Below are 26,895 nucleotides of genomic sequence, written 5' to 3' on the forward strand. Positions count from 1 at the left end.
TGCTGATTAAAATTATGAAGAAATAATTCCACCACCTAAACAAACGTCTCCGTCATAAAGAACAGCGGATTGTCCAGGTGTAACAGCCCACTGCGCTTCTGGAAAACTCAAGTCAAAACTCAGCGCTTCATTACCAGAACTCAATATACAAGCAGAATCTGCTTGCCGATAACGAGTCTTAGCAGAATAACTTCCAGGTGTTGGTACCACACCAGAAACCCAACTGGCATCCATGGCAGCAAGCTGATTAGCCAATAGCCACGGGTGTTCGTGGCCTTGGGCCACATACAAAGTGTTATTAGGAACGTCCTTGCGCGCCACATACCAAGCATCACCATTGCCGTCTTGACTGCCACCCAAACCAATGCCCTTGCGCTGACCTAAGGTAAAGAAGGCTAAGCCCATATGCTCACCAACCGTCTTACCTTCGGGAGTTTTAATCGGGCCAGGTACGCGCGGTAAATAACGATTTAAGAATTCTCTAAAAGGACGTTCACCAATAAAGCAAATACCGGTGGAGTCTTTCTTTTTAGCGTTGTGCAAACCAATTTGCTCTGCAATTTTTCTGACTTCCGTTTTGGGAATTTCTCCAAGCGGGAACATCACGTTTGCTAATTGTTGCTGCGTTAAACGATGCAAGAAATAACTTTGATCTTTACTGGCATCGACAGCTTTTAACAACTGCACCCTGCCACCTTCATGCCGCACGCGCGCATAGTGGCCAGTAGCAATCGCATCCGCACCCAAACTCATGGCGTGATCTAAAAAAGCCTTGAACTTAATTTCGGCGTTACATAAAACATCGGGATTGGGTGTTCGCCCTGCGGCGTACTCACGCAAGAAATCAGCAAATACACGCTCACGGTATTCGGCAGCAAAATTGACTGCTTCGACGTCTATTCCGATCATATCGGCGACCGAGACCACATCGAGCCAGTCTTGACGAGCAGAACAGTACTCGTCGTTATCGTCATCTTCCCAATTTTTCATAAAAAGGCCAATAACTTCAAAGCCTTGCTCTTTTAGCATCCAGGCAGCAACTGACGAATCTACCCCTCCAGACATGCCAATAACGACTTTCTTGGGCTGTGAGGGCGGGATTGAGGAAGAATTGAGCGGGATCATCAAAAAATGCGAGAATTCAATATAAGCTTACAGACCATATTGTAGAAGTCTTAGCCTGATTCCACAGAATTTCGGGCAAAAACCAAGCAAAAGGACTTAGGGGTGAGTAAATAGGCGCAACAAGCCCTATTTAACTAAAATAGATTTTTTATAAATTTTTGCTTTTGGAGACATGCCATGCGCATAGGAGTGCCACTGGAAACAAGGCCCGGGGAAACTCGAGTAGCCGCCACACCAGAAACCGTTAAAAAATTAATTGGTCAAGGTCATACCGTCGTGATTCAAAAAGACGCCGGGGTAAAAGCCAGTCAACCTGACTCTGCATTCGAGGCTGTCGGCGCAACCATTGGCAGCGCTGCAGATGCATTCGGTGCTGAGATTGTGCTCAAAGTACGTGCGCCTGAGGCGGCTGAACTCAAGCAAATTAAATCCGGTGCCGTGCTCTTAGGCATGCTCGATCCGTTTGATAACGACATGATTGCAGCCATGGCAGCGCAAGGCGTTACTGCATTCTCTTTAGAGGCTGCACCACGCACAACGCGCGCACAAAGCATGGACGTTTTATCTTCACAGGCAAATATTGCTGGTTACAAAGCAGTATTGGTTGCCGCAAATGAATATCAACGCTTCATGCCAATGCTGATGACTGCTGCGGGAACTGTTAAAGCGGCTCGCATACTAATCCTGGGTGCTGGTGTTGCAGGCTTACAAGCAATCGCTACAGCAAAACGTCTTGGCGCTGTGATTGAAGCATCTGATGTTCGTCCAGCCGCTAAAGAACAAATTGAATCATTGGGCGCCAAGTTTGTTGACGTTCCTTACGAAACTGATGAAGAGCGTGAAATTGCAAAAGGCGTTGGTGGCTATGCCCGCCCAATGCCTGAGGCCTGGATGAAGCGTCAAGCGGCCTTGGTTGCAGAGCGTGCGCAACAAGCTGACATCGTGATCACAACCGCATTGATTCCTGGACGTAAACCTCCAGTCCTATTACATAGCGACACTGTTGCCAATATGAAGCCAGGCTCGATCGTGATTGATTTGGCCGCTGGCAAAGGTGATAACGGTTCAGGTAACTGCCCGTTAACGCAAGCAGACAAAGTAATTGATGTAAATGGCGTGAAAATTGTTGGCTACACCAACTTAGCTAGCATGGTTGCCGCAGATGCTTCTGCACTGTACTCACGTAACTTGCTCGATTTCATGAAACTCATTGTGGATAAAGAAGCCAATTTAGTTATCCCAAGTGATGATGACATCGTTACTGCTTGCTTAATGTGTCGTGATGGCCAAGCCGTCCGCAAAAACTAATAGTAAAAAATACTAAGGAAATACTATGGATCTCGCTGCCTTTCAAAGCATCCTCACCGTTCAAAACATTACCGTGTTTGTATTGGCCATCTTTGTTGGCTATCACGTCGTTTGGAATGTTACGCCAGCATTGCATACGCCTTTAATGGCGGTGACCAATGCCATCTCCGGCATCATCATTGTTGGCGCATTGCTCCAAACTGAAGTTATCGGTGGCGATGAAATCACCCTCACCAGCATTATTGGTGCAGTAGCGGTATTCCTCGCGTCTATCAATATTTTTGGTGGCTTTATGGTCACCCGTCGCATGCTTGAAATGTTCAAGAAAAAAGCTCCCAAAGCTGATGCGGCTGGAACCAAATAAACCTAGAACAAGACCTATATAGAGACCAAAACTATGTCAAACATAACCGCTATTTCTTATCTCATTTCATCGGTGTTGTTCATCCTCGCTTTGCGTGGCTTGTCTTCACCAACCACTTCACGTCAAGGCAACACCTTCGGCATGATTGGTATGTTGTTAGCAGTCATCACCACTTTCTTCATTCCTGATTTCAAACCAGTCATCTCTTTGATCGGCGTTGCCATTGTTGGTGGCGCGATTATTGGAACCATTGCCGCTAAGCGCGTGCAAATGACTAAGATGCCTGAGTTGGTTGCTTTGATGCACTCCTTCGTAGGTTTGTCAGCTGTGTTAATTGCGATCGCTGCTGTATTTAATCCAGCGCATGACCATACTGGTGCACAGAAGATTGAGCTCTTCATCGGCGCATTCATTGGTGCTATTACCTTCACTGCATCCGTGATTGCATTCGGCAAGCTATCTGGCAAGGTCAGTGGTAAGCCAGTGACTTTTGCTGGTCAACATTTGCTGAACTTGATTTTGGCTATTTCGATGGTTGGTGCCGGCGTTGCTTATTACATGGGTGACAGCCACGCAGCCTTCTTGGCAATGTGTGCCATTGCCTTGATATTGGGCGTAACCTTAATCATCCCTATCGGCGGTGCTGATATGCCGGTGGTTGTATCCATGCTGAACAGCTATTCAGGTTGGGCAGCGGCCGGTATTGGCTTCACCTTAAACAACCCAGTATTGATTATTGCGGGTGCTTGCGTAGGCTCATCTGGTGCGATTCTGTCTTACATCATGTGTAAGGCGATGAACCGCTCCATCCTGGCTGTATTGCTTGGCGGCTTTGGTGCTGAAGCTGCTGCAGGCGGTGGCGATGATGGCGGCCCTAAGAACTACAAAACAGGATCGCCTGAAGATGCGGCTTTCCTCATGGAAAATGCTGACACTGTGATCATTGTTCCAGGTTATGGCTTGGCAGTGGCTCGCGCTCAACATGCATTGAAAGAATTGACTGAAAAGTTGACTCATCATGGTGTGACAGTGAAGTATGCGATTCACCCAGTAGCAGGTCGTATGCCTGGTCATATGAATGTACTCTTGGCCGAAGCTGAAGTTCCATACGACCAAGTATTTGAGATGGAAGATATCAATAGCGACTTTGGTCAGGCTGATGTTGTATTGGTGCTTGGTGCAAATGACGTGGTAAACCCTGCTGCACGTACGCCAGGTAGCCCAATTTTTGGTATGCCAATCTTGGAAGCATTTAAAGCTAAAACCATCATCGTGAACAAACGTTCGATGGCGGCTGGATATGCCGGCCTAGATAATGAACTCTTCTACATGGATAAAACCATGATGGTCTTCGGTGATGCGAAGAAGGTAGTTGAAGAGATGGTTAAGGCTGTTGAGTAAGTCAACCCTTCAGGTCATTAAATAATTAACCGCCTTCGGGCGGTTTTTTATTACACTAAACAAACTTATCAATATAGCCACACCACCTTACGAGAGCTTGGTATGAATTATTTTCTTGGGAATCACCTCGGCATTGTTAAATATGCGCCCCTCATATTTTTTTCATCCATCCTGACATTCTTATTGATAGGTTGGCTATATGGCAGATATCGGGCTCGCACTTCCGAACATGTTGTTGTCCGCGATTCATTGGCAACAGCAATTTTTGGGCTTTCAGCGTTAGTGCTTGGCTTTACTTTCTCAAATGCTGCCGATCACTTTGATACTCGAATGCGTGTCATACGTGATCAGGCAAATAGTGCGAAGCAAGTCTATCAATCTAGCAGTTACCTAAACCCTAAAGATCAGGCTATTGTTAAAGATACATTACAGCAAATGATTACCTTGAGAATTTCTGTATATGAAGACATCAAAACATTTGATGATCTCGACGGCAAGCTCGATGCCATGGGAAAACTATTAAACAAGTTAAATAAAGAAATTAATGAGTCAATACCTCGCGCACCAGCTAGTACCAAGGATTTAGCCAATACCGTTTTAAGACCCCAGCTCACTCACCTTTTAGACATTTACCAAGAGGGGATACTCAATGCAAAACACCATCCCCCTGCAATTATTGAACGCTTTTTATTTGCTCTACTCTCAATAGGGGCCTTGCTAAGCGGCTACTCGATGGCAGTTAAGAAAGAGGAGGACTGGTTCCTGACGGCCCTGTACTTAGGTTTAATGGGATTTGCACTGTACGTGATTTTTTCTTTGGAATTTCCACATCAACTACAGAGCTCGGAATACATTAATGCCGACTTTTTGAGACTTCAAAAGGCTTGGCAGTAACATCACAACACTACCTTCTCTTGTAGCTATTGGATAAATTGTCCTGCAGTACATAGGCAATGCCATTGGCTACCAAAGAAAGCTCTTGATCGAGTACTCGGCTGCGGTAAGTCCAACCAGCAGGTAATTTCAACTGCTCGCCCAATACTGGAAGATCTTTCATATTGAGAGCAGGATTAACGATTTGTGAATAAGATTGCATCACATACACGTCACCTCCAGGGGAGGTGAGTTCATAGACAGCGCTACCAACTCTATAAATGAAATTAGTAGTACGAGAAATTTCATTGGGGGTGTATTGTTTGCTACCCATCAATTGCTTGAGCAAGCTCAACTGGATAGTTGCCCGTAAATTCATCTCTATACCATCAAAGGATTCTTTGACGTCATTGACAGTGCTGCCTGCCGCCTGTATTTCATCCATCGTCCAATAACGAGGACCATTTAACAGGACAAAGGACGCATCAAATTTTTTAGAAATAGAGTCTTTAGTTAACTCTTTCCACTGGGCTTCAGGGCAAAGATTAAGTCCTTGCGTATTAAATACCTTTACTTCCAAATTAAGCCAAGCTCGCTTGCCCACCAGAACTTCGCAATAACGCTGATTACGCAGATTTGAGACACTTTTCTGAAATACCAGCTGAGAGTCAGCGGATTGAGCAATTGCACCCCCACAAAGAAGGATAGAACTCAGAAAGAGTGAGCCCATTGAAATGAGGAGACTTGCTTGAGTGCGACCGGTCATCTTGAAGCCCGTTCCAGTGGTAATGTTGGGTACAGCTTACTCCTATAAAGAAAAAGCGCCTGGTCTTTTGAACCAGGCGCTCTTATTTCTACAGCCAGATAGCTGTGGAAAGTAACGGCTATTACATCATGCCGCCCATTCCACCCATTCCACCCATGCCACCCATATCAGGCATACCACCAGCAGATTCATCTTTTGGTGCTTCGGAGATTGCGCAATCAGTTGTCAACAACAAGCCAGCAACAGAAGCAGCATTTACTAATGCAGTTTTTGTTACCTTAGTTGGGTCGATAACACCTTGTGCAACGAGGTCGCCGTATTCACCAGTAGCTGCGTTGTAGCCGTTATTGCCTGTACTTGCTTGTACTGCATTAACAACCACACCAGCATCTTCACCAGCATTGCTAACGATCGTACGCAATGGCTCTTGCATAGCGCGCAATACAATGCTGATACCAGCGTCTTGATCAGCGTTATCGCCTTTCAAGCCCTTAATACCTTGCATTGCACGAATCAACGCTACGCCACCGCCAGGAACAATGCCTTCTTCAACTGCTGCACGAGTTGCGTGCAATGCGTCGTCAACACGAGCCTTCTTCTCTTTCATTTCCACTTCAGTAGCAGCACCAACACGAATCACCGCAACACCGCCAGCCAATTTGGCTACGCGCTCTTGCAATTTCTCTTTGTCGTAGTCGCTAGTTGCTTCTTCGATCTGAACACGAATATTCTTCACACGAGCTTCAATCGCTTTAGCATCGCCAGCGCCATCGATGATGATGGTGTTCTCTTTGCCTACTTCGATACGCTTTGCTTGACCTAAGTGCTCAAGAGTTGTTTTCTCGAGTGTAAGGCCGATTTCTTCAGCGATTACTGTGCCGCCAGTCAAAATCGCGATGTCTTCCAACATGGCTTTACGACGGTCACCGAAACCAGGAGCCTTAACAGCGCAAGTCTTGATGATGCCGCGGATGTTGTTCACCACCAAAGTTGCCAAGGCCTCGCCTTCAACATCCTCTGCAATGATCAACAATGGACGGCCAGACTTTGCTACTTGCTCGAGTACTGGGAGCAAATCACGGATGTTAGCGATCTTCTTGTCAAACAAGAGTACGTATGGGCTTTCCAATACAGCAACTTGTTTTTCAGGTTGATTGATGAAGTATGGGGAGAGGTAACCGCGGTCAAACTGCATACCTTCAACAACTTCAAGCTCGTCTTCCAAAGACTTACCATCTTCAACAGTAATAACGCCTTCTTTACCTACTTTTTCCATGGCTTCTGCAATGCGCTGACCAATGCTGTGGTCGCTGTTTGCAGAAATAGAGCCTACTTGAGCGATTTCTTTAGTAGTGGTGCAAGGCTTGCTGATTTTTGCGAGTTCTTGAATAGCAGCTGCAACAGCCTTATCAATACCACGCTTCAGGTCCATTGGGTTATGGCCCGAAACAACATACTTCATGCCTTCGCGAACGATAGACTGCGCCAATACAGTAGCGGTAGTTGTACCGTCACCAGCGATGTCAGCAGTTTTGGAAGCAACTTCCTTAACCATCTGCGCGCCCATGTTCTGGAGCTTGTCTTTGAGTTCGATTTCTTTTGCTACGGATACACCATCTTTAGTGATCGTTGGTCCACCGAATGAACGCTCGATTACTACATTGCGACCTTTTGGTCCCAAAGTTGTTTTCACTGCATTAGCAAGAATGTTGACGCCTTCGACCATCTTGGTGCGGGCGTTATCTCCAAATACAACGTCTTTTGCTGCCATGATTAAATTCCTCTCTTAAATACCGAAATTACTTCTGTACAACAGCCATGATGTCGTCTTCACGCATCACGATGAGTTCTTCGCTGTCAACTTTTACTGTTTGACCTGCATATTTGCCAAACAACACGCGATCGCCTACTTTGACGTCAGGTGCGTTTAATTTGCCGCTGTCATCGCGCTTGCCCGGTCCTACTGCCAAAACTTCACCTTGATCAGGCTTTTCTGCAGCAGCGTCAGGAATAATGATTCCGGAAGCAGTTTTTGATTCTTGATCTAAACGCTTGATGATTACGCGATCATGTAAGGGACGCAAATTCATCTCTTCTCCTATGTTAGTAAGTGTTAACTATTTAAATAAACTATATAAATCAATGCTTTGTAATCTCTCACACGCAAACTAAGGCTGATTTATCTAAAAACCAGCTGTTTTAGCACTCGCGTGTAGGGAGTGCTGATTATATAGGTCTCATTCCTGGGATTTCAAGGGCGGATCACCATAAATTCTTTAAGGATTTAGCCTATTTTTATAATGGGGACAGGCTGGTAGGCCGATTCCTACAGATAAATCAGCCTAAAGCCCTTACCGCTCCAATCCGTCCTGCCTAGACTGGATAGCCACCGACTGGAGAATGCTGATGAGCCCGAAATCCCGGCTGTACACGCTTGTAAAGGCATGGAAGAACAAACCCTTCCAAGAAGTACGAGACGCCTGTGGCGACCCCTGGCTTGGACTTAGTAACCAAGCCCTTGAAGAACACCAATCCTGGTCTAAACGACAAGCGATTAGTTATGAACCCATTTTTAACTGCAAGGGAACCAAACTGACAGGATCTTTATTTAGACCATTACTGACTGCCTCTGACATGCAATTGCTGCGCCTTTTTATGGAAGGCTTAGACACCATCGCATATTGGTATCGCAGTGGTCGCTTTATTCCTGGCATTTTGCCAATACCAACACATGCCATAGCCTCAAGCCGCTACGTGGATGCAATGAGTGAACTCATTCTGAACTCACGCCTACCAGTGGGCTTGGTAAGTATTGGCATTCAAACAATTCCTGAGCCTGACATCGCCGATGCTTGTAAAGAAGGGTTGCTGCGTTTACGACGGCTTGGCATCTTGCTACATTTTCTGAAATTCACCGGAAGCATTGAAGAGTTGCAGTGGATCACGGAAATGCAATTAGAGGGCGTTCATATCGATATGAGTCAAATACGTGAACGCGAGCTGGCAAGCAATGTGCTTTCTCAACTCAGACAATCGCCCTACTCACCAACACAATTTTATGCCGGCAATATTGGGTTAGTAAAGGATTTAGAAAACGCTTCCACTCTGATTGCCGACCATTCCTATGGTGGTCTCATGATGTCGCCTGTAAGTCGCCATCAGATGCTGCAGATTAACGATAGTCGTATCGCTAAAGCCATTTTTTCGCTGCACCCTCATCCACACCCAAACCAAAACGGAGACAAGTAATGAGAAAACGCGTGATGTTGGTAGATGACCATCCGGCAATGCTGATGGCTCTTAAAAGTATGTTGCAGGACCAGTTGCTTTTTGAGATCGCAGGGCAAGCCCAGAATGGTGAGGAGTGCCTTAGGTCCATGAAGGAGGTGAACCCCAATATGGTGATCCTGGATCTCGATATGCCCAAGACGGATGGCTTTGATGTCATACGCCGTATCGGATTAATGTATCCCGAGGTTCGAATGCTTGTTCTTTCCAGCATGGACGAGGCTGTTTATGGCGGGAGAGTACGCTCATTAGGCGGGCATGGTTTTGTAAACAAAACTGCAGGTGCAGATGTCATCCTAGCTGCTTGCGTTGCCATATCCCAAGGCTATAACTTTTTCACTCATGGCAAAAATGGCAATAGCTCATTAAGTGACAACGATAAGCTTGCGTTAATTTCTGATCGTGAGTTACAGGTTATGAAATATCTGGGCAAAGGTAACTCCAATCAGCAGATCTCTGAAATGCTGCATATCAGCAATAAGACAGTAGCTACTTATAAGACCAGAGTCTTTGACAAACTAGGCATTAACAATATTGCAGACTTGATTTTGTTCTGTCGCATGAACAATATTATCGAAAGCTAATTGAGCATGCGTCGGTCCATCACCCGTATTGCCCTTTTTATCCTATTAAATGGGATATTAAACAATACCTATGCGAACTTACTGAATTCAGCAGAGCAAAGATGGATCGATGCTCATCCCATAGTACGTTTTAGTATTCATGAAAAATATGCGCCTTACTTAGATGTGAATGGAAAGGGTGAGTCTGGAGTTTTTCATAGCCTTCTAAAAAAGCTCAGCGAATTTACCCAACAGGAGTTTTTACCGACGTGGCGAAAGAGTGATCAGGAGGGGCTTGAGCAACTAGCCAATGGAGAGGTAGATTTCATCATTGATCCGCCCGCTATAGATAATGAGTATCTGATGTTTGGGTCCTTATCAGAAGCAATCTTTTGGGGGCATGACGCTATTCTGACTAAACGGTCAAAAAACGATACGCCTATTGAGCCAATTAATATTGCCTACTTTGACCGTGGCTTTGAAAACCCGCCAATACCCAATCACCCCCAAGCTAGCGTATCCGGTCATGCAGAAAAATTAGTATTTGATCTTCTCAAAAATGATATTGAGGCGCTTGTCATACCGCTTCGTCTTGCGCAACAACTGATTCAGAAATTTAACGTAGATAAGTTACAAATTGATGGGCTTTACAGAAGAGAGCCCTTCAAATACCGTTGGCTTATCTCCAATCAAGATGAAGCTTTGCATGGAGTGCTTGAGCATTTTCTCAATAATCTAGATCCAATCGCATCACGAGGTCTTTTTAACATCAACGCATCTACTTTTGAAAGAGTCCACCCATCTGCACCCAACCATTTACCTTGGCTCTCCACTTTGGCAATCCTAGTGATAGGCTCTACCTTGCTTTGGCGCATGCATCAGAAACAATCACTTCAAAAGGAAGAGGCTCAAGAACTCATTTCATCGAAAGAGCAGGCAGAAAATGCAAACGCCGCAAAGTCTGCCTTCCTTGCCACCATGAGCCATGAAATTCGCACGCCCATGAATGCCATTTTAGGGGTGCAGGAGTTATTGCTTAGCAGCCCCCTACCTACAAATGAAAAAACTTTACTCAAGAGCGCGCACTCTTCAGCAGAATCTCTTCTAGGAATCCTAAACCAGGTTTTGGATCTATCAAAGATAGAGGCAGGCAAGCTTACGCTCAATATTGAGCCCTGCAATCTCAATGCTTTGATTGATGACATCGGTTCGGCATTCTCGACCGTGGCCCATAGACAGAGTCTCAAGCTACATACCTCAAAAGATCCACGCATTGCAGAAGTCTTGTTGTTAGATTCTTTACGTCTACGCCAAATACTGCAGAACCTGATTAGTAATGCCATTAAGTTCACCGATCATGGCGAAATCTACTTCTCTATCAGCGTGCTTGCAGATGATCATGCGGGGCAACTGATTGAATTCAGAGTCATTGATACCGGTGTTGGCATGTGTACAGAAGAAATTACCCTAGCACTGCAAGCTTTTGAGCAAATTCCGGGTAATAACGAACAAGTGAATGGCACTGGGCTTGGCCTAACCATTACCAATCACTTAGTTACCTCCATGAACAGCCAACTCTACTTTGAGAGCGCGCCTGGCTTTGGTAGCAATATTCATTTTTGCGTTGCGTTCCCACGTACCAGCATTGCTGCAACCAGAGCCTCTAGACCTGAACATTGCAATATATCCAGAAAGCTTGTCTCCAAGTGTGCTCAAAATAATGAGCGTCCATTACAAGCATTAGTTGTTGAAGATCATGCCGCAAGCCGCCAAATTATCTTTCTTCAACTTCAGGCGCTGGGTATTGAAGTATCAGTTTGCGATAACGCTACCACAGCTCTGGATCTCATCAGTCAAAAGTATTTTGATCTTCTGCTAACCGATCAGTCTATTCCAGGCATGCAGGGTTCAGAGCTTGCCAAACACATACGCAATACAGGCAATCAAGATCTCATCATCATCGGCATTACGGCAGATATCTATGCACTAGATTCGCGTCATCAATTCTTGGAGGCTGGCATGAATGGTGTTCTGATCAAACCATTAAGCCTCATGACTTTAGAGAATGAGCTTACTCGCTATTTCCAAGTCGAAGAATTAACTGGACCTCCAACTCAAACCAGAGGTCTGGAGGAGTATTCATTTGACGCCTTCGGAAATCTCCTCAGAAATAGCCCAGAGTACATTCTGGTCATTCTGGAAGAAATTAAAAAGGTGCATGATGAGACCCTTCTTTCACTGAGAAATGAAGCCGTAGATGAAGACGCCTTCAGAAGTATGATTCATAAAGTCAAAGGAGGGGCACAGCTCCTCAATGCCGAATACTTTACTAGAGCATGCGAAGCCCTAGAGCAAGAGAAGAATTTAGATACTCGAATTACCACCTTCATTCAATTACTGGAGGACCAAAATCTAATTATTACTAGGTATCAATCTCAATATGCAAAGCTTTAATCTTTGATGCGGTGGGTTTATCCTATGGGGGATGCGTTTTTCTCTTCTTCGCCCATCCGCTTTTATCGCAATCCTCCTTTGGACGGCTAGTTCTTTAGCCTTTGCCGGCGAGACTGCATCCCCAGTAATTCCACCATCCGTAGCGAGTAGCCTCGAGCGCAATCAAATACCTCTTGATGCCGTAAGCATTTCAGTTGTCGAGATCGAGCCTGCTCGCCCCGGAAAGAATGTAGCTAAGAAAGTTTTAGATTGGCGCGGTGGCGATCCAATGAACCCCGCTTCAACGATGAAGTTATTAACAACGCTTTCTGGTTTAGATGTCCTGGGTCCGCAATATCGTTGGCGCACTAATGTCTATACAGATGGAGTGATTCGTCAGGGGGTATTGAAAGGCAATCTCTATTTACAAGGTACGGGTGATCCAAAACTCGTTCCGGAAGAGCTAGCCAAGATGATGAAAGACCTTCAGGGTCTTGGTATTCAGAAGATTGATGGCAATCTATTCTTTGATCGTAGTGCTTATGCAGCTAGTGTCATGGAGCACAACACTATTGATGGCGAAGCTCTACGTGCATACAACGTTCCGCCAGATCCTCTGCTCTATGCATTTAGAACCCTGTCGTTTCAACTAGGTAAGTCACGCACCGCGGATTTTATTGACATTAGTTACACCCCTCCCCTCTCCCAGCTAAAGGTATCTAACCAAATGCAGTTGGTTGATCGCTCATGCGATAACTGGAAAAGCAATATCCGCTTTAATTTAGATCCGGAAGGTGTCACCAATACTGATCAGCCTTTAACTGCACAGTTCTCTGGGGCGTTCCCAAGCTCCTGTAAGGGAGTGAACTTTAACGTTGTTGCGCTTGATGCCAACACCTTTCTAACGCAAGGATTTGCTGCTGCCTGGGAATTAGCTGGTGGCAGCTGGGCACAAGCTCCTATCGGCAAAGATGGCTCAGTTCCTTTAGCCGCTCGACTTCTATTGCAATTTGAAGGCAGCAAACTTGCCGATGATGTTGTAGACATCAACAAGTACTCCAATAACGTCATGGCTCGCCAAGTTCTTTTGACTATGGCTCTAGATAAGATGGGCAAACCTGCAACCACTGCCAATGGTGAGTTAGTCATTCAGAGCTGGCTCAAACAAAATGGTTTGGACTTTGAGGGCCTGGTGATCGAGAATGGTTCTGGCTTATCTCGCAATGAAGCAATCTCTGCAAGTCAGATGAATCAGCTCTTGCTCACTGCTCGCAATTTACCGGTAGGTGATATTTTTTATAGCAGTTTACCAATTGCTGGAACTGATGGCACGATGCGCAATCGACTGATGGTTCAACTGCGCAAGTTTTTACATCTCAAGAAAAAACCAGAAGCCAGAATTAAAACGGGCTCTCTTGCAGATGTGCGAGCGATCTCAGGCTATGTAATGAGTAAATCCGGAAAGATGTATGCAGTGACTTCATTCATCAACCACCCCAATGCCTGGAGGGGTCTAGAGGCGCACGATCAGTTGCTGTCGTGGCTGCTTGAAGATGGGCCAGAACCAAAGCATGCGCGCTGAAGACGATCTCTAACACCATCCCACTCCTCGCCCGCTGGCGGCTCAGGGAACAAAATCAAATCCCAGCCTTGCTGATCTAAATCACGCAAGGTGCGATATAGCTTACTAGCAAATGCGGTTGGATCGCTAGACACAATCACCTCTTCAACATCTGTTGAAGGATGGTCCTCTAAAACCAAAGAAGACTCAGAATCCCATACCGCTACAGCGACGCGCGATTTAATATCCGGATATTCACTCAAGGCATCCAAGACACGACCTGGTGCATATAGGCGCAAAGGGGTAGTTGGTGCGTAATGGGCTTTGAGACTTCCAGATACCCTTGGTACATCTGCCACCGCTTCATTGGCTGCTTCATTCCCTTTTACTTCTCCAGGCTGATAAACCTTCACACCTGTCTTAGCAAAGATTTCACTTGGAGTGATCGCGCCGGGTCTGAGTAGCACAGCCTTATCGCCAGATGACAAATCAATAATGGTTGACTCGATCCCGACTTCACAATCGCCACCATCTAGGACCATTAAATCCAACATACCCTCGAACTCATTACGGACGTCTGCAGCACTCGTAGGAGACACCTTACCAAAGCGGTTGGCTGATGGCGCAACAACTCCGCCTTTAAATTTACGCAATAACTCTTGAGCAACAGGATGAGAAGGAGCCCGAATCGCTACCGTATCTTGGCCGCCAGTCAGCTCATTTAAAACACTTTTATCTTTCTTGAAGACCAAGGTTAATGGTCCCGGCCAAAAAACATTAATGAGCTTTAAAGATTCCTCGGATAAATCTCTTACCCACGGCGCCAAGAGCGCAACCCAGTCAACTTGAGTTTGATCAAATTTATCTGGCGCAGCTACGTGAACAATTAAAGGGTGATTTGATGGACGACCCTTAGCGGTAAAGATTTTCTTAATCGCTTCAGGATTTTTAGCATCCGCGCCCAAGCCATAAACAGTCTCAGTAGGAAAGGCAACCAACCCACCGTCACGCAAGCTTTGTACTGCCTCATTAATCACTACAGTAGATTGCAAGTGGTTACTGTCTGCGGACATTTCTAGGGCTCGATCCCTAATTCAGTAGCAACAGCTGCGCAATTTTGGCGAGCTTCATTGAGGGCTTCACCTAAGCAGTTAATGTGACCCATTTTTCTACCAATGCGTGGCGCAGACTTGCCATATAGATGCAGCTTTGCATCGGGGTGAGCGAGTACTTTATTCCAAGCAGGCTCTTTTGGTTGGTCTTCACTACCTTCAAACCAAAGATCGCCCAATAAGTTCAACATGGATACGGGCGCTAACTGACGGGTATCACCCAATGGCAGCCTAGCCATGGCTCTCACCTGCTGCTCAAACTGGCTGCTCACACAAGCATCCATGGTGTAGTGGCCTGAGTTATGTGGGCGTGGCGCGATTTCATTAGCGACGATGTCGCCGTTCTTCAGTACAAAGAATTCCACACAAAGAACACCAACGTAATCGATCTTCCGAATGAGCGCCTTTGCTGCATCAATGATTTTCTTTTCTTGAGCAGGCTTCAGTGAAGGGGCTGGCACAGTCGAGGTATGCAAAATACCATCGCGATGGATGTTTTGGGCTACCGGATAAGCCACCACAGCATCATCATAACCACGCACTACCAAAGCCGACACTTCAAAATCCAATTCCATGCGCTTTTCTAAAACGCAAGGTACGCGCCCGAACGCATTCCATGCAGTAGTTAACTCTTCTGCGCTATACACAGTCGCCTGACCTTTACCGTCATAGCCCATGCGCGCAGTCTTTAAGATTCCGGGAAAGAGCTCCTTTGGAGTATGGGCAATATCAGCCTCATGCTCAATCACAAAGTTAGGAGCCGGACCAATATTGGTTTCTGACTTCCAAGTGGCTAAGAAATTTTTCTCAGCAATGCGATTTTGGGCAAGAGAAACACAGCTACTGCGTGGCGCCACAAATACACCCAAGGATTCCAACTCATCCAAGGCTTGTGCTGGAACATTTTCAAATTCAGTGCTCACTGATGAACACAATGCAGCCATCTCTTTTAAAGCGGCGCTGTCAGTGTATTGCGCTTGAATAAATTTTTCGGCAATGGAGCCTGCGGGACTATCAGAACCAGGGTCGAGCACGCAAACCTTGTAGCCCATTGCTTGAGCGGCCTGAGTAAACATCCGCCCCAATTGACCGCCACCTAAAATTCCTAAATACGAACCCGGCAAAATGGGTTCCATACGATCTGCCATGTAATTAATATCCCGGCAAATTCATTGAACGCGCGGTATCAGACTGCTTGGCACGGAAATCTTCTAAGCGCTTTGCTAAATCAGCATCATGCAAAGCTAAACCAGCAATCACATGCAAGGCAGCATTCGCTGCACCAGCTTCACCAATCGCAAAAGTAGCAACCGGAATACCTTTAGGCATCTGCACAATAGAGAAGAGAGAATCTTCACCACGCAAATATTTACTGGCAACAGGTACGCCATAAACAGGAACAATCGTTTTTGATGCGAGCATGCCTGGTAAATGGGCCGCACCACCTGCTCCAGCAATGATTGCCTGCAAGCCATTAGCTTGGGCTTTTTCTGCATACTGAAACATATCATCTGGCATGCGATGTGCGGAGAGTACTTTTGCCTCGTGCGCAATACCAAATAGCTCAAGCATTTGAGCAGCGTGCTGCATGGTGTCCCAATCTGAATTGGATCCCATCACTATTCCGACGATTGGCTTCTTGCTCATTTACCTCTCCAAATGCCTTATAACCATTAAGGGCTCTATTATCCCTGACTCAAGAAGTCTCAGTAAGACGGGTAAGCGCTTCACGATACTTCTGGGCAGTCTTTTCAATCACATCCGCTGGCAATTGCGGCGCAGGAGCGGTTTTAGGCCATAACTTACCATTCACCATAGCAGTTTCAAGCCAATCGCGCACAAACTGCTTGTCATAAGAAGGTGGGTTTGAACCTACATAGTAGGTCTCCGCAGGCCAAAAACGTGAAGAGTCAGCCGTCAGGATCTCATCCATCAATACCAATTGTCCATTGGCATCAAGTCCAAATTCAAACTTGGTATCGGCAATGATGATTCCACGAGTAGCAGCGTACTCAGAAGCCTCTTTGTACAAACGAATACTGACTTCACGAATTTGATTGGCTAACTTTTCACCAATGAGTTCGATGACTTTTTCAAATGAGATATTTTCATCATGCTGACCAAACTCCGCTTTAGCTGCAGGAGTAAAAATAGGCTCAGGTAATTTCTGGGCATTCTCCATGCCTTCCGGCAAAGCAATACCGCAGACCTTGCCAGTTTCTTTGTAGTCTTTCCAGCCACTACCAGCTAAATAACCACGAACTACTGCCTCAACCAAAATTGGCTTTAAGCGTTTAGCAACTACCGCACGACCTTTGACTTGGCTAATCTCATCCACTGCCACTACAGTAGCTGGATCAATACCAGTTAAATGATTGGGAATCACAGCAGCCAATTTATCGAACCAAAAATTAGCCATTTGATTGAGAACTACGCCCTTCTCTGGAATGGGCTCGCCCATCACCACATCAAACGCAGAAAGACGGTCAGTAGTAATCATCAGCAACTTGTCGTCATCTAATGCATAAACATCGCGCACTTTGCCTTTAGACAACAAAGGCAATGACTTAATAGAGGTAGCGTACAAAGCGGACATATTTAAATCACTTCACAATTTGAGTTAATTTGCCGCTCTTATATAGCTCAGCCATCTTCTCTAAAGAAATCGGTTTAATTTTGGAGGCTTGACCAGCAGAACCAAAAGCCTGGAAACGCGCAATACAGACCTTCTTAGCGGCTTCACGGGCTGGCTTCAAATAATCGCGTGGGTCAAACTTGCTTGGATTTTCAATCAAATAACGACGAATTGCACCAGTCATTGCTAAGCGGATATCCGTATCGATATTGATCTTGCGCACTCCATTCTTGATGCCCTCTTGAATCTCTTCAACAGGTACGCCATAGGTCTCTTTCATATCACCACCAAATTCACGGATCTCAGCGAGCAACTCTTGCGGAACACTAGAAGAACCATGCATTACCAAATGTGTATTGGGAATACGCGCATGAATTTCTTTAATGCGATCGATTGCCAAAATATCGCCTGTTGGCTTTTTGGTGAACTTGTATGCCCCATGGCTAGTACCAATCGCAATAGCTAAAGCATCGCACTGAGTGGCCTTCACAAAATCAGCAGCCTGCTCAACGTCAGTCAGTAATTGCTCACGAGTCATCTTGCCGTCAGCGCCATGACCGTCTTCTTTGTCACCTTGCATAGTCTCTAGCGAGCCCAATACACCTAATTCAGCCTCAACCGTAACTCCAATAGAGTGAGAGAACTTCACCACTTCTTTGGATACGTCGACGTTGTACTCGTAGCTAGCAACACTTTTACCATCGGCCTCTAAGGAACCATCCATCATCACACTGGTAAAGCCACTCTTAATCGCAGCCATACACACTGCCGGGCTTTGGCCATGGTCTTGATGCATTACAACCGGAATATGCGGGTACGCCTCAACCGCAGCAGAAATCAGGTGGCGCAAGAACGCCTCACCAGCATATTTACGTGCGCCTGCTGAAGCTTGCATGATGACTGGGGAGTCTGCTTCATTTGCTGCTTCCATAATCGCCGTTACTTGCTCTAAGTTGTTCACGTTAAATGCTGGTAGGCCGTAACCGTTTTCAGCAGCATGATCCAAGAGTTGTCTTAAAGATACTAAAGCCATGATGTTCTCTTAATAAATAGTAATGAAGTTAAAAATAAATCTGTTTTGAATCTTTTTCAATGTGAATTACTTCACATGAATAATTTTGAGCGTATTGGTACCACCGGGCTCACCCATGGGCTCACCTGAAGTGAGCACAACGGTATCGCCCTTTTTGACTGCGCCCGATTTTTGCAAGCAGGCCTCGACCTCTTGCAAAGCAGTGTCACGATCCTTGGTGTAATCCAAACCGATCGGAGTGACGTTGCGATAAGTGCTTAACGCCCTCTGTGTGGCGATCTTGGAGGTCAATGCAAAAATCGGGACGTGAATATTGTGACGACTCATCCAAATGGCTGTTGAACCAGAGTCAGTTAAAGCTGCGATAGCATCGGCATTTAAATGATGGGCAGTAAACAGGGCTCCCAGGGCAATCGTTTGATCGATGCGAGTAAAGGTCTGATCCAAGAAGTCGGTGTCGAGTTTCACGCGATCTGACTTTTCTGCTTCAACACAGATCTCTGCCATCGCTTTAATAGTTTGCACTGGATACATGCCAGCAGCAGACTCAGCAGACAACATGACTGCATCAGTGCCGTCCAATACTGCATTAGCAACGTCGCTAACTTCAGCACGTGTTGGTACTGGCGCATTAATCATCGACTCCATCATTTGCGTAGCGGTAATCGTAAATTTGTCCGCCTCACGCGCCCAAGCAATCATGCGCTTTTGTAATGCAGGCACTGCTGCATTACCCACTTCAATAGCGAGATCCCCACGAGCAACCATGATGCCGTCACTCTCAGCAATAATGCTTTTAAGGGCTTCAGGCTCAATCGCTTCAGCGCGCTCTACCTTGGCAATGGTTCTGACTTTACCAACACCATACTTAGCGCTAGCGGCATCAGCCAACTTACGAGCATAGGCCATATCAGCGCCATCCTTAGGAAAGCTGATTGCTAAGAAATCTACGCCCATTGAAATTGCGGCATCTAAGTCAGCAATATCTTTTTCGGTAAGCGCAGGTGCAGTCAAACCACCACCAGCACGATTAATACCTTTGTTATTGGAGAGTGGTCCACCCTGCTCAACGAGAGTAAATATCTCACCACCCTTAACGCTCTCAACTGTCAGCACCACTAAACCATCATTTAACAAAAGACGGTCGCCCGGCTTTACATCGCCTGGTAACTCCTTGTAGTCAAGACCAACGCACCCTTGGCTACCCATCTCGCAATTAACATCGAGAGTAAATTTGTCCCCTTCTTTCAGAAGGATTTTGCTATCCGCAAATTTACCCACACGAATTTTGGGGCCCTGTAAGTCGGCCATGATGCCAACCTCTTTGCCCACTTCAGCGGAGATAGCTCGCACCAAGTCATGACGAGCTTTATGGTCAGCAACAGTACCGTGAGAGAAATTCATGCGCACTACATCTACACCCGCACGAATCATGTCACGCAACACTTCAGGCCTTTCAGAAGCAGGTCCTAAGGTTGCAATAATCTTGGTTGCTCTCAACATATTTAGTCTTTCGCTCTTTCGGCAAGTACTGCAAAGGCTGGCAAAGTTTTACCTTCCAAGAATTCTAAGAAGGCGCCGCCACCAGTGGAGATGTAATCCACTTGATTCTCGATACCGTACTTCGCAATTGCCGCCAAAGTATCGCCGCCACCAGCAATCGAAAATGCAGGTGAGTGCGCAATCGCAGCAGCTAACATCTTGGTGCCACCGCCAAATTGATCAATTTCAAATACACCCAATGGGCCATTCCAAACAATCGTGCCAGCATGAGCGAGCATGATGGATAAACGTGCAGCTGTCTTTGGGCCAATGTCCAAGATCATGTCATCTTCTGCAACCTGATCCGCAGGTACGCGGTTTGCACGGGCTAACGGAGACAATTCATTTGCAACCACAACATCCTCCGGAATCGGCACATGAGCGCCACGCTTTTCCATGATCTCCATAATCTCTCTCGCTTCATCAACTAAATCAGGCTCAGCGAGGGATTTACCAATAGGCAAACCTTTGGCCAGCATGAAGGTGTTCGCAATGCCGCCACCAACGATGAGCTCATCCACTTTCTCAGACAAGGCCTTCAAAATAGTAAGCTTGGATGAAACTTTAGACCCAGCAACAATGGCAACTAGAGGACGTTTTGGGCTGGCTAATGCGCGACTCAGCGCATCTAATTCGGCAGCCATCAAAGGGCCGGCACACGCTACTGGCGCAAACTTTGCTACACCGTAGGTAGTAGCCTCAGCACGATGTGCAGTACCAAATGCATCGTTGACATACACATCACACAATGCAGCAATTTTTTTGGCCAGCTCGTCACTATTTTTTTTCTCACCGACATTCAATCGGCAGTTTTCCAGTAGGACTACCTCGCCTGGATTGACTTCAAAGCCACCATTTACCCAATCACTAATTAATGGAACTTTGCGATTCAGCAAAGCGGCAATACGATCGGCCACAGGCGCCAAACTATCTTCGGGTTTAAATTCTCCTTCGGTTGGACGACCTAAATGCGAAGTCACCATCACTGCCGCTCCAGCATCCAAACACATCTGCACAGCAGGCATCGATGCCCGAATACGCGTGTCTTCTGTAATGTTGCCTGCCTCATCTTGCGGAACGTTCAAATCGGCACGGATAAATACCCGCTTACCCTTTAATTGACCTGATTGGGCTAATTCACTTAAACGCTTAACTTTAAATAAGGATTCCGGCATGAGTTTTGGTAAATAAGTGGTTTATGGGGAATGTTCCATTCTAAAGGCTGTGGCCCATCCACACCCGAGGATCCAAGCCGACAGACTCCCCTGCCTGCTCTACAATAAGGACTTAAATGCATTCTGGGCCGGAAGACCAAAAACTGCCAGCCTAGTGCTCTGCTTAAACCGCTTTTACAGATACTTAATAGACACAAAAGGTAAAGAAAATGTCGATGTCCGACCGCGATGGCTTTATTTGGACTGATGGGAAGCTAATTCCTTGGCGCGAGGCCAATATTCACGTGTTAACCCATAGCCTGCACTATGGAATGGGCGTATTTGAGGGTATTCGAGCCTATAAAACCCCCCAGGGAACTGCGATTTTCCGCCTCCCAGAGCATGTAAAGCGCCTTTTTAACGGCACTAAGATCTTCCAAATGAACATGCCTTATAGCCCAGAAGAGATCACCAAGGGCATTATTGACGTGGTCAACAGCAATAAGCTCGAAGCCTGCTATATCCGCCCAATTATCTTTATCGGCTCCCAAAAACTGGGAATCTCCCCTAAAGGCAACAGCATCCACACCTCAATCGCCGCTTGGGAATGGGGTGCCTATTTGGGTGAAGATGGCCTAAATAAGGGTATTCGGGTTAAAACCTCCTCATTTACACGTCATTTCGTCAATTCTTCACTAGTTCGTGCCAAGGCATCGGGCTACTACATCAACTCCATTTTGGCCAACCAAGAGGTGACAGCCAATGGATATGACGAGGCTTTATTGCTTGATACCGAAGGTTACGTATCTGAAGGCTCCGGTGAAAACCTCTTTATGGTTCGCAACGGAGTTGTTTACACACCAGATTTAGCCTCATGCTTAGATGGCATCACACGTGACTCCGTTATCCAGATCGCCAAAGATCTTGGCTATGAAATTCGTGAAAAACGTCTGACTCGCGACGAAGTCTATTCTGCTGATGAGGCTTTCTTCACTGGTACTGCTGCTGAAGTAACTCCTATTCGCGAATTAGACGACCGCACCATTGGTGATGGCAAGCGTGGTCCTATCACTGAGAAAATTCAGAAGACGTATTTCGATGCGGTGTACGGCAGAAATGACCAATACAAATCTTGGCTCACTTACGTTAAATAATTTCAGCAATTAGGAAACAGCACATGACTCAAGCTCAAGTGGTTATGGTGGATGGCAAAGATTTACCTTTACATTGCCCCACCAATAAAACCCCAGCATGGAACTCACATCCACGCGTTTTTCTAGATATCACTGAGACCGGTGAAGCCAAGTGCCCATACTGTGGCACTGAGTACAAGCTCATCCCCGGCACTGAGCCGCACGGTCACTAAGCCTTATCAGCACCTCTTCTTGAGGTGCTGAGTCGGGATACATCACATGCACGGTATTCTGATCATTGCCCCAAACTGGATTGGGGATGCTGTGATGACTCAGCCATTATTGGCATCCCTCAAAGAACAATATCCAGAAGCCAACATTGATGTACTAGCCAGCACTTGGGTTGCTCCAATTTATCGTGCCTGCTCTGAAGTACATGAAGTTATCGAAGCTAAGTTTGAACACAAACAGCTACAGTGGAACTTACGCAAACAACTAGCAAAAGAGTTAGCGACAAGAAAATATCAAGCCTGCTTTGTTTTACCTAATAGCCTTAAGTCAGCACTCATCCCCTGGCTTGCTAATATTCCTTTTCGGGTTGGCTATCGCGGTGAATTACGCTTTGGCTTAATTAATTTATCACTAGATAACCCAAGCAAGGTAAATCGCCCACCTATGGTGGAGCACTATCTTGCATTAAGCCAACTTCTCAATGAAGGGCAGATTGCATCAACAGTCAGCAATTTTGTACCCAAGTTAAATGTATCCGCTACCGCCGATCAATCGGTACAGACCAAATTGCTCAATGCCAAAGTTGATCCAACTAACCTCTACGTGATGTGCCCAGGCGCTGAATACGGCCCAACTAAACGCTGGCCCACAAGTCACTTTGCACAATTGGCGCAAAAACTCATTGCAAGCAATCCCCGTAGTCAAATCATTCTTTTGGGTAGCAAAGGTGACCACGCACTTGCCCAAGAAATTCAGTACGAGACAAAGCAAGATAGTCACATTCATAACTGGTGCGGGGATACTTCGCTTGATGAGGCGATTGCCCTGATTGGCATGAGTAAGGCGATTATCAGTAATGACTCCGGCTTAATGCATATTGCGGCAGCCCTCAGAACCCCTCAAGTTGCCATTTTTGGATCAAGCGACCCAGCCCATACCCCACCCTTGTCAGACAAAGCTAAGGTAATTTGGTTAAACCTCCCTTGTAGTCCCTGCCATAAAAGAGAATGTCCACTGGGTCACTTAAAGTGTCTAAACGACATCTTGCCGGAACAAGTATTCGCTACACTCAATACATCGCAGCAATAACTCAGGAACAGTAAGCCATGACCAAACTTGCCAGACTCTTTCATAGTGCGGATGATGTTGTTGAGGCATGGCGAGATGCCTTACGTCATCGTGATATTCAAGGTGCTTTGGATATTTGGTTGGATGATGACTCCATTACCTGTGTTCTACCGGAAGGTCATCGCCTAACAGGTCATACAGAAATTCGTGAAGGCCTAGAGAGACTATTAGCCAAGCAACCTTTATTCTTAGAGCCTATTGCCTGTATTAGCCATTCCGTTTTAGGTGCTGCGGTATACGACACTACTGAAGCAGTTCATCTGAGAGCTGATCAAGTGGAAGCAGAATTTTTTCTGAATATCACTCTCGTGCTTTTACAAGACAGTCAAGGCTGGCGTATCGCGCATTTACATGCCAGTCACTCCACAGAAGATACCTTTGACGCGCCGTCTACACCACACGGTTTGCATTAAACATCATGGATGATCAAGTGCTTCGGTCACTCATAAAGTGGCCTAATGTACCTGATTGCTATGGTTGGCTTGCTTTAGATCGCCGCGGTCAATGGCGCATGCGGGATGAGTTCACGCAACAAAATTATCTTCCTGGGCAAGTGATTCAACATGCTAGCCTCAATGAATTCATTATTCGAAACTATGCTTGCGATGAGATTGGCAGATACTTCTTCCAGAATGGCCCGCAACGCGTTTTTATTACCCTAGATGCAACCCCTTGGATAGCTCGAATCACCCCAAGTGAAACCGGTCAGCATCTGATAAATCAATGCCATCAAACCATGGAGCCTGCTGCTGCACTAAGCGATGAAAAAGGCAATATTTATATTGTTGGCACAGTAGATCAAACGATTTATGGCAACAATAAAAGCATTAGCAATAACAATCAATTTATTAGAAGAGATAGCCAAACGGTCGCCTTATTGCATGACCATGATTTAGAGCATTTTTCTGAGCTAGCTAAGTTACGCGAAGAGGCTTGTAGCTTTGGCGGCTCTTGGAATTGGCAAGGAAAACAACTGCCTCTAGACCCCATTCATTCTGATGAACTCGCCTCTCGCTTTAACTATATAGCGCAGCCACGGCCTTAGCCAGGCATCTGCTTGCCTTGCTCCTTGAGCTCATCTTGATACTGGCGCTGCATTTCTCGTAAACGGGCATCAATGCTCGAGCCTTGATAAAAATCGGCGCCACCTGCTGATCTAGCAATACGGAGTTGTTCAATTGCCGAAGGCCAAGCGCCCTCAAGAGCGTATTTTTCTCCGAGCGCGTAATGACGCATGGGAATATTGCCGGCTTGATCATAGGATTGAGATAGTAGATTCCACCACACTACTTCGTTAGGCTGAGCTCTCGTGCGCGCCTTTAACCAAGTAATCGCATCATTGGTGCGGCCGAGTTTTAAATCCGCATTAATCATGGCGGCACCAGCAGCGTATGACTGGGGGTAAGCACGCAAAGTCGCTTGGGCTATTTGCAATGCCTCCTCCCCTTTGCCTTTTGCCAGGGCAAGCTCAGAGGCAGTGATATCCAGAGATAGACTCTGTCTTTGAATAGGTGATCCTGGTGCACTTGCCTTCTGAGCTAGATTGCGGGCTTGCTGCAAATCAGCCTCTGCTTGGTCTATTTTTCCTTGGCGCTGCGCTATCAAGGCTAGTCCATAAAAACCCTCTAACTGCTTACCAATCGGCTGCTGTTTACTCAAACTCTCAAAGGTATTTTTTAAGTCGTACATTCCACTAGATGTTCCAGCCTGCTCCATGCGCGCACGAGCCTTAATGAAATAGAACTCGACCGACGTAGGCACATTACGCGTTGCAACAGTGCGCGCCCTATCTTGCATATCTGCAATACGGTCGGTTGTTAAAGGATGGGTGCGCACGTAAGTAGGCACCCCCTTATCCATAATGCCGGTGGCTTTTTGTAAGCGTTGAAAAAATCCTGGCGCGCCATTGACATCATATCCACTGGCATCTAATATCTGAAAGCCAACACGATCAGCCTCGCGCTCGGCGTCTCTCGAATAAGAGAGTTGATTATTCACTGCCACTGCTTGCCCACCTTGCATCAAGCCAGCTCCGGCCTGCGGGTTGCGAGACATTGCCAATGCACCGAGCACCATACCGGCAATGGCAATCATGGTATTGGTTGTTTGCTTATCCATCTGACGTGCCAAATGGCGCTGCAAAACGTGGCCAGTTTCATGACCCATTACAGAGGCAACTTCAGAATCCGATTCGGCACTCACAATCAAACCCGTATGAAATCCAATAAATCCACCAGGTAATGCAAACGCATTTATGCTGCTGTCTTTAACAGCAAATACCTCAAAGTTATAGGCGCCACTTCCCTGCTCATTAGCGCCACCAAGTTGTAACTTTTTAGCGGCTTGTAATAAGCGACGCTCCATCTGATTTAAAAAATCGTAGAGCGGCAAATCATTTGAATAATCGGGATCTGGACGAATCTGGCGCATGATCATCTCGCCATACTTACGCTCGTCCACTCGACTTAAGGCATCGCCACCTGGATCACCCATATCTGGCAAAACAATAGTGGGCTGACTTTGAATCGTGCTACGCGTCAGCGCATTAGTAGGGCGAGCGTCTGGTGATTGCATTGCCCTACCGATATTCTGAATAGCGGCTGAATTACCCTCTACTGACACATCACCAGCAGGGGTAGCTGCATATGCAGGGAACCCAGAGCAAGCCAATCCCAGCATCAGCTGAATAGCCAAAGCGCGGTACAAAAAAGAGGTTTTTGGAACTGACTTCATGTCTTGCATCTCTATATGGTAAAACTTATCCCATGAACAAACTAACTCATTTTGATGCCAGCGGGCAAGCCCACATGGTAAACGTTGGCGATAAACCGAATACCCACCGCATAGCCATTGCCACCGGCAAGATCACCATGTTTCCCGAAACCTTCAAGATGGTAGAGGCTGGCACCCACAAAAAGGGTGATGTTTTAGGAATCGCCAGAATTGCAGGTATTCAGGCATCCAAGAGAACATCAGACCTCATTCCTTTATGCCATCCGCTTGCGCTAACTCACGTTAGCCTGGAGTTCCAAACCAATCCAAGTGAAAACAGCATCAGCTGCCAAGTCAGAACAGAAACCACCGGGCCAACCGGCGTAGAAATGGAAGCGCTCACTGCAGTCCAAGTCGCCCTTCTCACAATCTACGATATGTGCAAAGCAGTAGACCGAGGGATGGTCATGGGTGATGTCAAACTACTTGAGAAAAGTGGCGGCAAGAGCGGGGAATGGAAGGCCGCTTGAATT

26 protein-coding genes are annotated in these 26,895 nt (G+C 46.3%); 14 read left to right on the top strand and 12 right to left on the bottom strand.

Annotated elements, in window-relative coordinates; translation table 11 throughout:
* Positions 1-12: 12 nt before the first annotated feature.
* Positions 13-1,125: a tRNA 2-thiouridine(34) synthase MnmA gene (mnmA, locus tag C2755_RS08790; protein WP_215320965.1), complete on the bottom strand. Its 1,113-nt coding sequence runs from the start codon at positions 1,123-1,125 to the stop codon at positions 13-15.
* 177 nt (positions 1,126-1,302) lie between these two features.
* On the opposite strand from mnmA, the gene C2755_RS08795 reads away from it, so the two are divergent.
* The 4 genes from C2755_RS08795 to C2755_RS08810 all read left to right on the top strand — a co-directional run bounded on the left by C2755_RS08795 (position 1,303) and on the right by C2755_RS08810 (position 5,092).
* Positions 1,303-2,433 carry a Re/Si-specific NAD(P)(+) transhydrogenase subunit alpha gene (locus C2755_RS08795; RefSeq protein ID WP_215320967.1) on the top strand — a complete coding sequence of 377 codons (1,131 nt, stop codon included), beginning with the start codon at positions 1,303-1,305 and terminating at the stop codon, positions 2,431-2,433.
* A gap of 25 nt (positions 2,434-2,458) precedes the next feature.
* Positions 2,459-2,797 (top strand): proton-translocating transhydrogenase family protein, encoded by a 339-nt coding sequence (locus C2755_RS08800; RefSeq protein WP_011903634.1) that lies wholly within the window; start codon positions 2,459-2,461, stop codon positions 2,795-2,797.
* Positions 2,798-2,830: 33 nt separating this feature from the next.
* Complete coding sequence (locus C2755_RS08805; protein WP_215320968.1) at positions 2,831-4,198, top strand: NAD(P)(+) transhydrogenase (Re/Si-specific) subunit beta; 1,368 nt, start codon at positions 2,831-2,833, stop codon at positions 4,196-4,198.
* A 102-nt stretch (positions 4,199-4,300) separates the two neighbouring features.
* Positions 4,301-5,092: a hypothetical protein gene (locus tag C2755_RS08810; RefSeq protein ID WP_215320970.1), complete on the top strand. Its 792-nt coding sequence runs from the start codon at positions 4,301-4,303 to the stop codon at positions 5,090-5,092.
* 10 nt (positions 5,093-5,102) lie between these two features.
* On the opposite strand, the gene C2755_RS08815 is transcribed toward C2755_RS08810, so the two are convergent.
* The 3 genes from C2755_RS08815 to C2755_RS08825 all read right to left on the bottom strand — a co-directional run bounded on the left by C2755_RS08815 (position 5,103) and on the right by C2755_RS08825 (position 7,927).
* Entirely contained in the window at positions 5,103-5,837 is a 735-nt protein-coding gene (locus tag C2755_RS08815; RefSeq protein ID WP_215320972.1) for a hypothetical protein, read from the bottom strand.
* Between the two features lie 121 nt (positions 5,838-5,958).
* Positions 5,959-7,608 (bottom strand): chaperonin GroEL, encoded by a 1,650-nt coding sequence (gene groL / locus C2755_RS08820; RefSeq protein ID WP_215320974.1) that lies wholly within the window; start codon positions 7,606-7,608, stop codon positions 5,959-5,961.
* Positions 7,609-7,636: 28 nt separating this feature from the next.
* Positions 7,637-7,927 (bottom strand): co-chaperone GroES, encoded by a 291-nt coding sequence (locus tag C2755_RS08825; RefSeq protein WP_072582790.1) that lies wholly within the window; start codon positions 7,925-7,927, stop codon positions 7,637-7,639.
* 316 nt (positions 7,928-8,243) lie between these two features.
* On the opposite strand from C2755_RS08825, the gene C2755_RS08830 reads away from it, so the two are divergent.
* The 4 genes from C2755_RS08830 to dacB are packed head-to-tail and all read left to right on the top strand — an operon-like array spanning position 8,244 to position 13,703.
* Positions 8,244-9,086, top strand: a complete 843-nt coding sequence (locus C2755_RS08830) for a diguanylate phosphodiesterase (protein ID WP_215320976.1) — start codon at positions 8,244-8,246, stop codon at positions 9,084-9,086.
* A complete protein-coding gene (locus C2755_RS08835) occupies positions 9,086-9,709 on the top strand; it encodes a response regulator transcription factor (protein WP_072582788.1) in 624 nt (207 codons plus the stop codon). Before C2755_RS08830 ends, C2755_RS08835 begins: the two co-directional genes overlap by 1 nt.
* Before the next feature lie 6 nt (positions 9,710-9,715).
* Entirely contained in the window at positions 9,716-12,142 is a 2,427-nt protein-coding gene (locus C2755_RS08840; protein WP_215320977.1) for an ATP-binding protein, read from the top strand.
* 31 nt (positions 12,143-12,173) lie between these two features.
* Positions 12,174-13,703, top strand: a complete 1,530-nt coding sequence (dacB, locus tag C2755_RS08845; RefSeq protein WP_215320979.1) for a D-alanyl-D-alanine carboxypeptidase/D-alanyl-D-alanine-endopeptidase — start codon at positions 12,174-12,176, stop codon at positions 13,701-13,703.
* Here the strand turns inward: dacB and C2755_RS08850 are convergent.
* From C2755_RS08850 to C2755_RS08880, 7 genes are all read right to left on the bottom strand, one after another.
* Positions 13,649-14,755, bottom strand: coding sequence for an L-threonylcarbamoyladenylate synthase (locus C2755_RS08850; protein ID WP_215320981.1), 1,107 nt, complete (start codon positions 14,753-14,755; stop codon positions 13,649-13,651). The two genes, dacB and C2755_RS08850, sit on opposite strands and share 55 nt — an antisense overlap.
* A 2-nt stretch (positions 14,756-14,757) precedes the next feature.
* On the bottom strand, positions 14,758-15,942 hold the full coding sequence (locus C2755_RS08855; protein WP_215320983.1) for a 5-(carboxyamino)imidazole ribonucleotide synthase: 1,185 nt from the start codon (positions 15,940-15,942) through the stop codon (positions 14,758-14,760).
* A gap of 4 nt (positions 15,943-15,946) precedes the next feature.
* Positions 15,947-16,441, bottom strand: coding sequence for a 5-(carboxyamino)imidazole ribonucleotide mutase (gene purE, locus C2755_RS08860; RefSeq protein WP_215320985.1), 495 nt, complete (start codon positions 16,439-16,441; stop codon positions 15,947-15,949).
* Positions 16,442-16,490: 49 nt separating this feature from the next.
* Entirely contained in the window at positions 16,491-17,390 is a 900-nt protein-coding gene (locus tag C2755_RS08865) for a phosphoribosylaminoimidazolesuccinocarboxamide synthase (RefSeq protein ID WP_215320987.1), read from the bottom strand.
* A gap of 7 nt (positions 17,391-17,397) precedes the next feature.
* Positions 17,398-18,462 (bottom strand): class II fructose-bisphosphate aldolase, encoded by a 1,065-nt coding sequence (gene fba / locus C2755_RS08870; RefSeq protein ID WP_215320989.1) that lies wholly within the window; start codon positions 18,460-18,462, stop codon positions 17,398-17,400.
* Positions 18,463-18,528: 66 nt separating this feature from the next.
* A complete protein-coding gene (pyk, locus tag C2755_RS08875) occupies positions 18,529-19,965 on the bottom strand; it encodes a pyruvate kinase (RefSeq protein ID WP_215320990.1) in 1,437 nt (478 codons plus the stop codon).
* A gap of 2 nt (positions 19,966-19,967) precedes the next feature.
* The gene (locus C2755_RS08880; RefSeq protein ID WP_215320992.1) at positions 19,968-21,179 is read right to left on the bottom strand and encodes a phosphoglycerate kinase; all 1,212 of its coding nucleotides are present in this window, start codon (positions 21,177-21,179) and stop codon (positions 19,968-19,970) included.
* A 209-nt stretch (positions 21,180-21,388) separates the two neighbouring features.
* Between C2755_RS08880 and C2755_RS08885 the strand changes: the two genes are divergently transcribed.
* The 5 genes from C2755_RS08885 to C2755_RS08905 are packed head-to-tail and all read left to right on the top strand — an operon-like array spanning position 21,389 to position 24,695.
* The gene (locus C2755_RS08885) at positions 21,389-22,312 is read left to right on the top strand and encodes a branched-chain amino acid transaminase (protein WP_215320994.1); all 924 of its coding nucleotides are present in this window, start codon (positions 21,389-21,391) and stop codon (positions 22,310-22,312) included.
* 23 nt (positions 22,313-22,335) lie between these two features.
* A complete protein-coding gene (locus tag C2755_RS08890; RefSeq protein ID WP_072582777.1) occupies positions 22,336-22,524 on the top strand; it encodes a zinc-finger domain-containing protein in 189 nt (62 codons plus the stop codon).
* Positions 22,525-22,570: 46 nt separating this feature from the next.
* Positions 22,571-23,611: a lipopolysaccharide heptosyltransferase II gene (waaF, locus tag C2755_RS08895; RefSeq protein ID WP_215320996.1), complete on the top strand. Its 1,041-nt coding sequence runs from the start codon at positions 22,571-22,573 to the stop codon at positions 23,609-23,611.
* A gap of 17 nt (positions 23,612-23,628) precedes the next feature.
* Entirely contained in the window at positions 23,629-24,063 is a 435-nt protein-coding gene (locus C2755_RS08900; protein ID WP_215320998.1) for a nuclear transport factor 2 family protein, read from the top strand.
* A gap of 5 nt (positions 24,064-24,068) precedes the next feature.
* On the top strand, positions 24,069-24,695 hold the full coding sequence (locus C2755_RS08905) for a DUF2946 family protein (protein ID WP_215321000.1): 627 nt from the start codon (positions 24,069-24,071) through the stop codon (positions 24,693-24,695).
* On the opposite strand, the gene C2755_RS08910 is transcribed toward C2755_RS08905, so the two are convergent.
* Positions 24,692-26,383: a M48 family metalloprotease gene (locus C2755_RS08910; protein ID WP_251368463.1), complete on the bottom strand. Its 1,692-nt coding sequence runs from the start codon at positions 26,381-26,383 to the stop codon at positions 24,692-24,694. The two genes, C2755_RS08905 and C2755_RS08910, sit on opposite strands and share 4 nt — an antisense overlap.
* A gap of 32 nt (positions 26,384-26,415) precedes the next feature.
* Here C2755_RS08910 and moaC point away from each other — a divergent pair, with 32 nt between their 5' ends.
* On the top strand, positions 26,416-26,892 hold the full coding sequence (moaC, locus tag C2755_RS08915) for a cyclic pyranopterin monophosphate synthase MoaC (protein ID WP_215321003.1): 477 nt from the start codon (positions 26,416-26,418) through the stop codon (positions 26,890-26,892).
* Positions 26,893-26,895: the final 3 nt, after the last annotated feature.

Origin of the sequence: Polynucleobacter sp. MWH-S4W17 (assembly GCF_018687535.1) — a bacterium.
GTDB lineage: Bacteria > Pseudomonadota > Gammaproteobacteria > Burkholderiales > Burkholderiaceae > Polynucleobacter.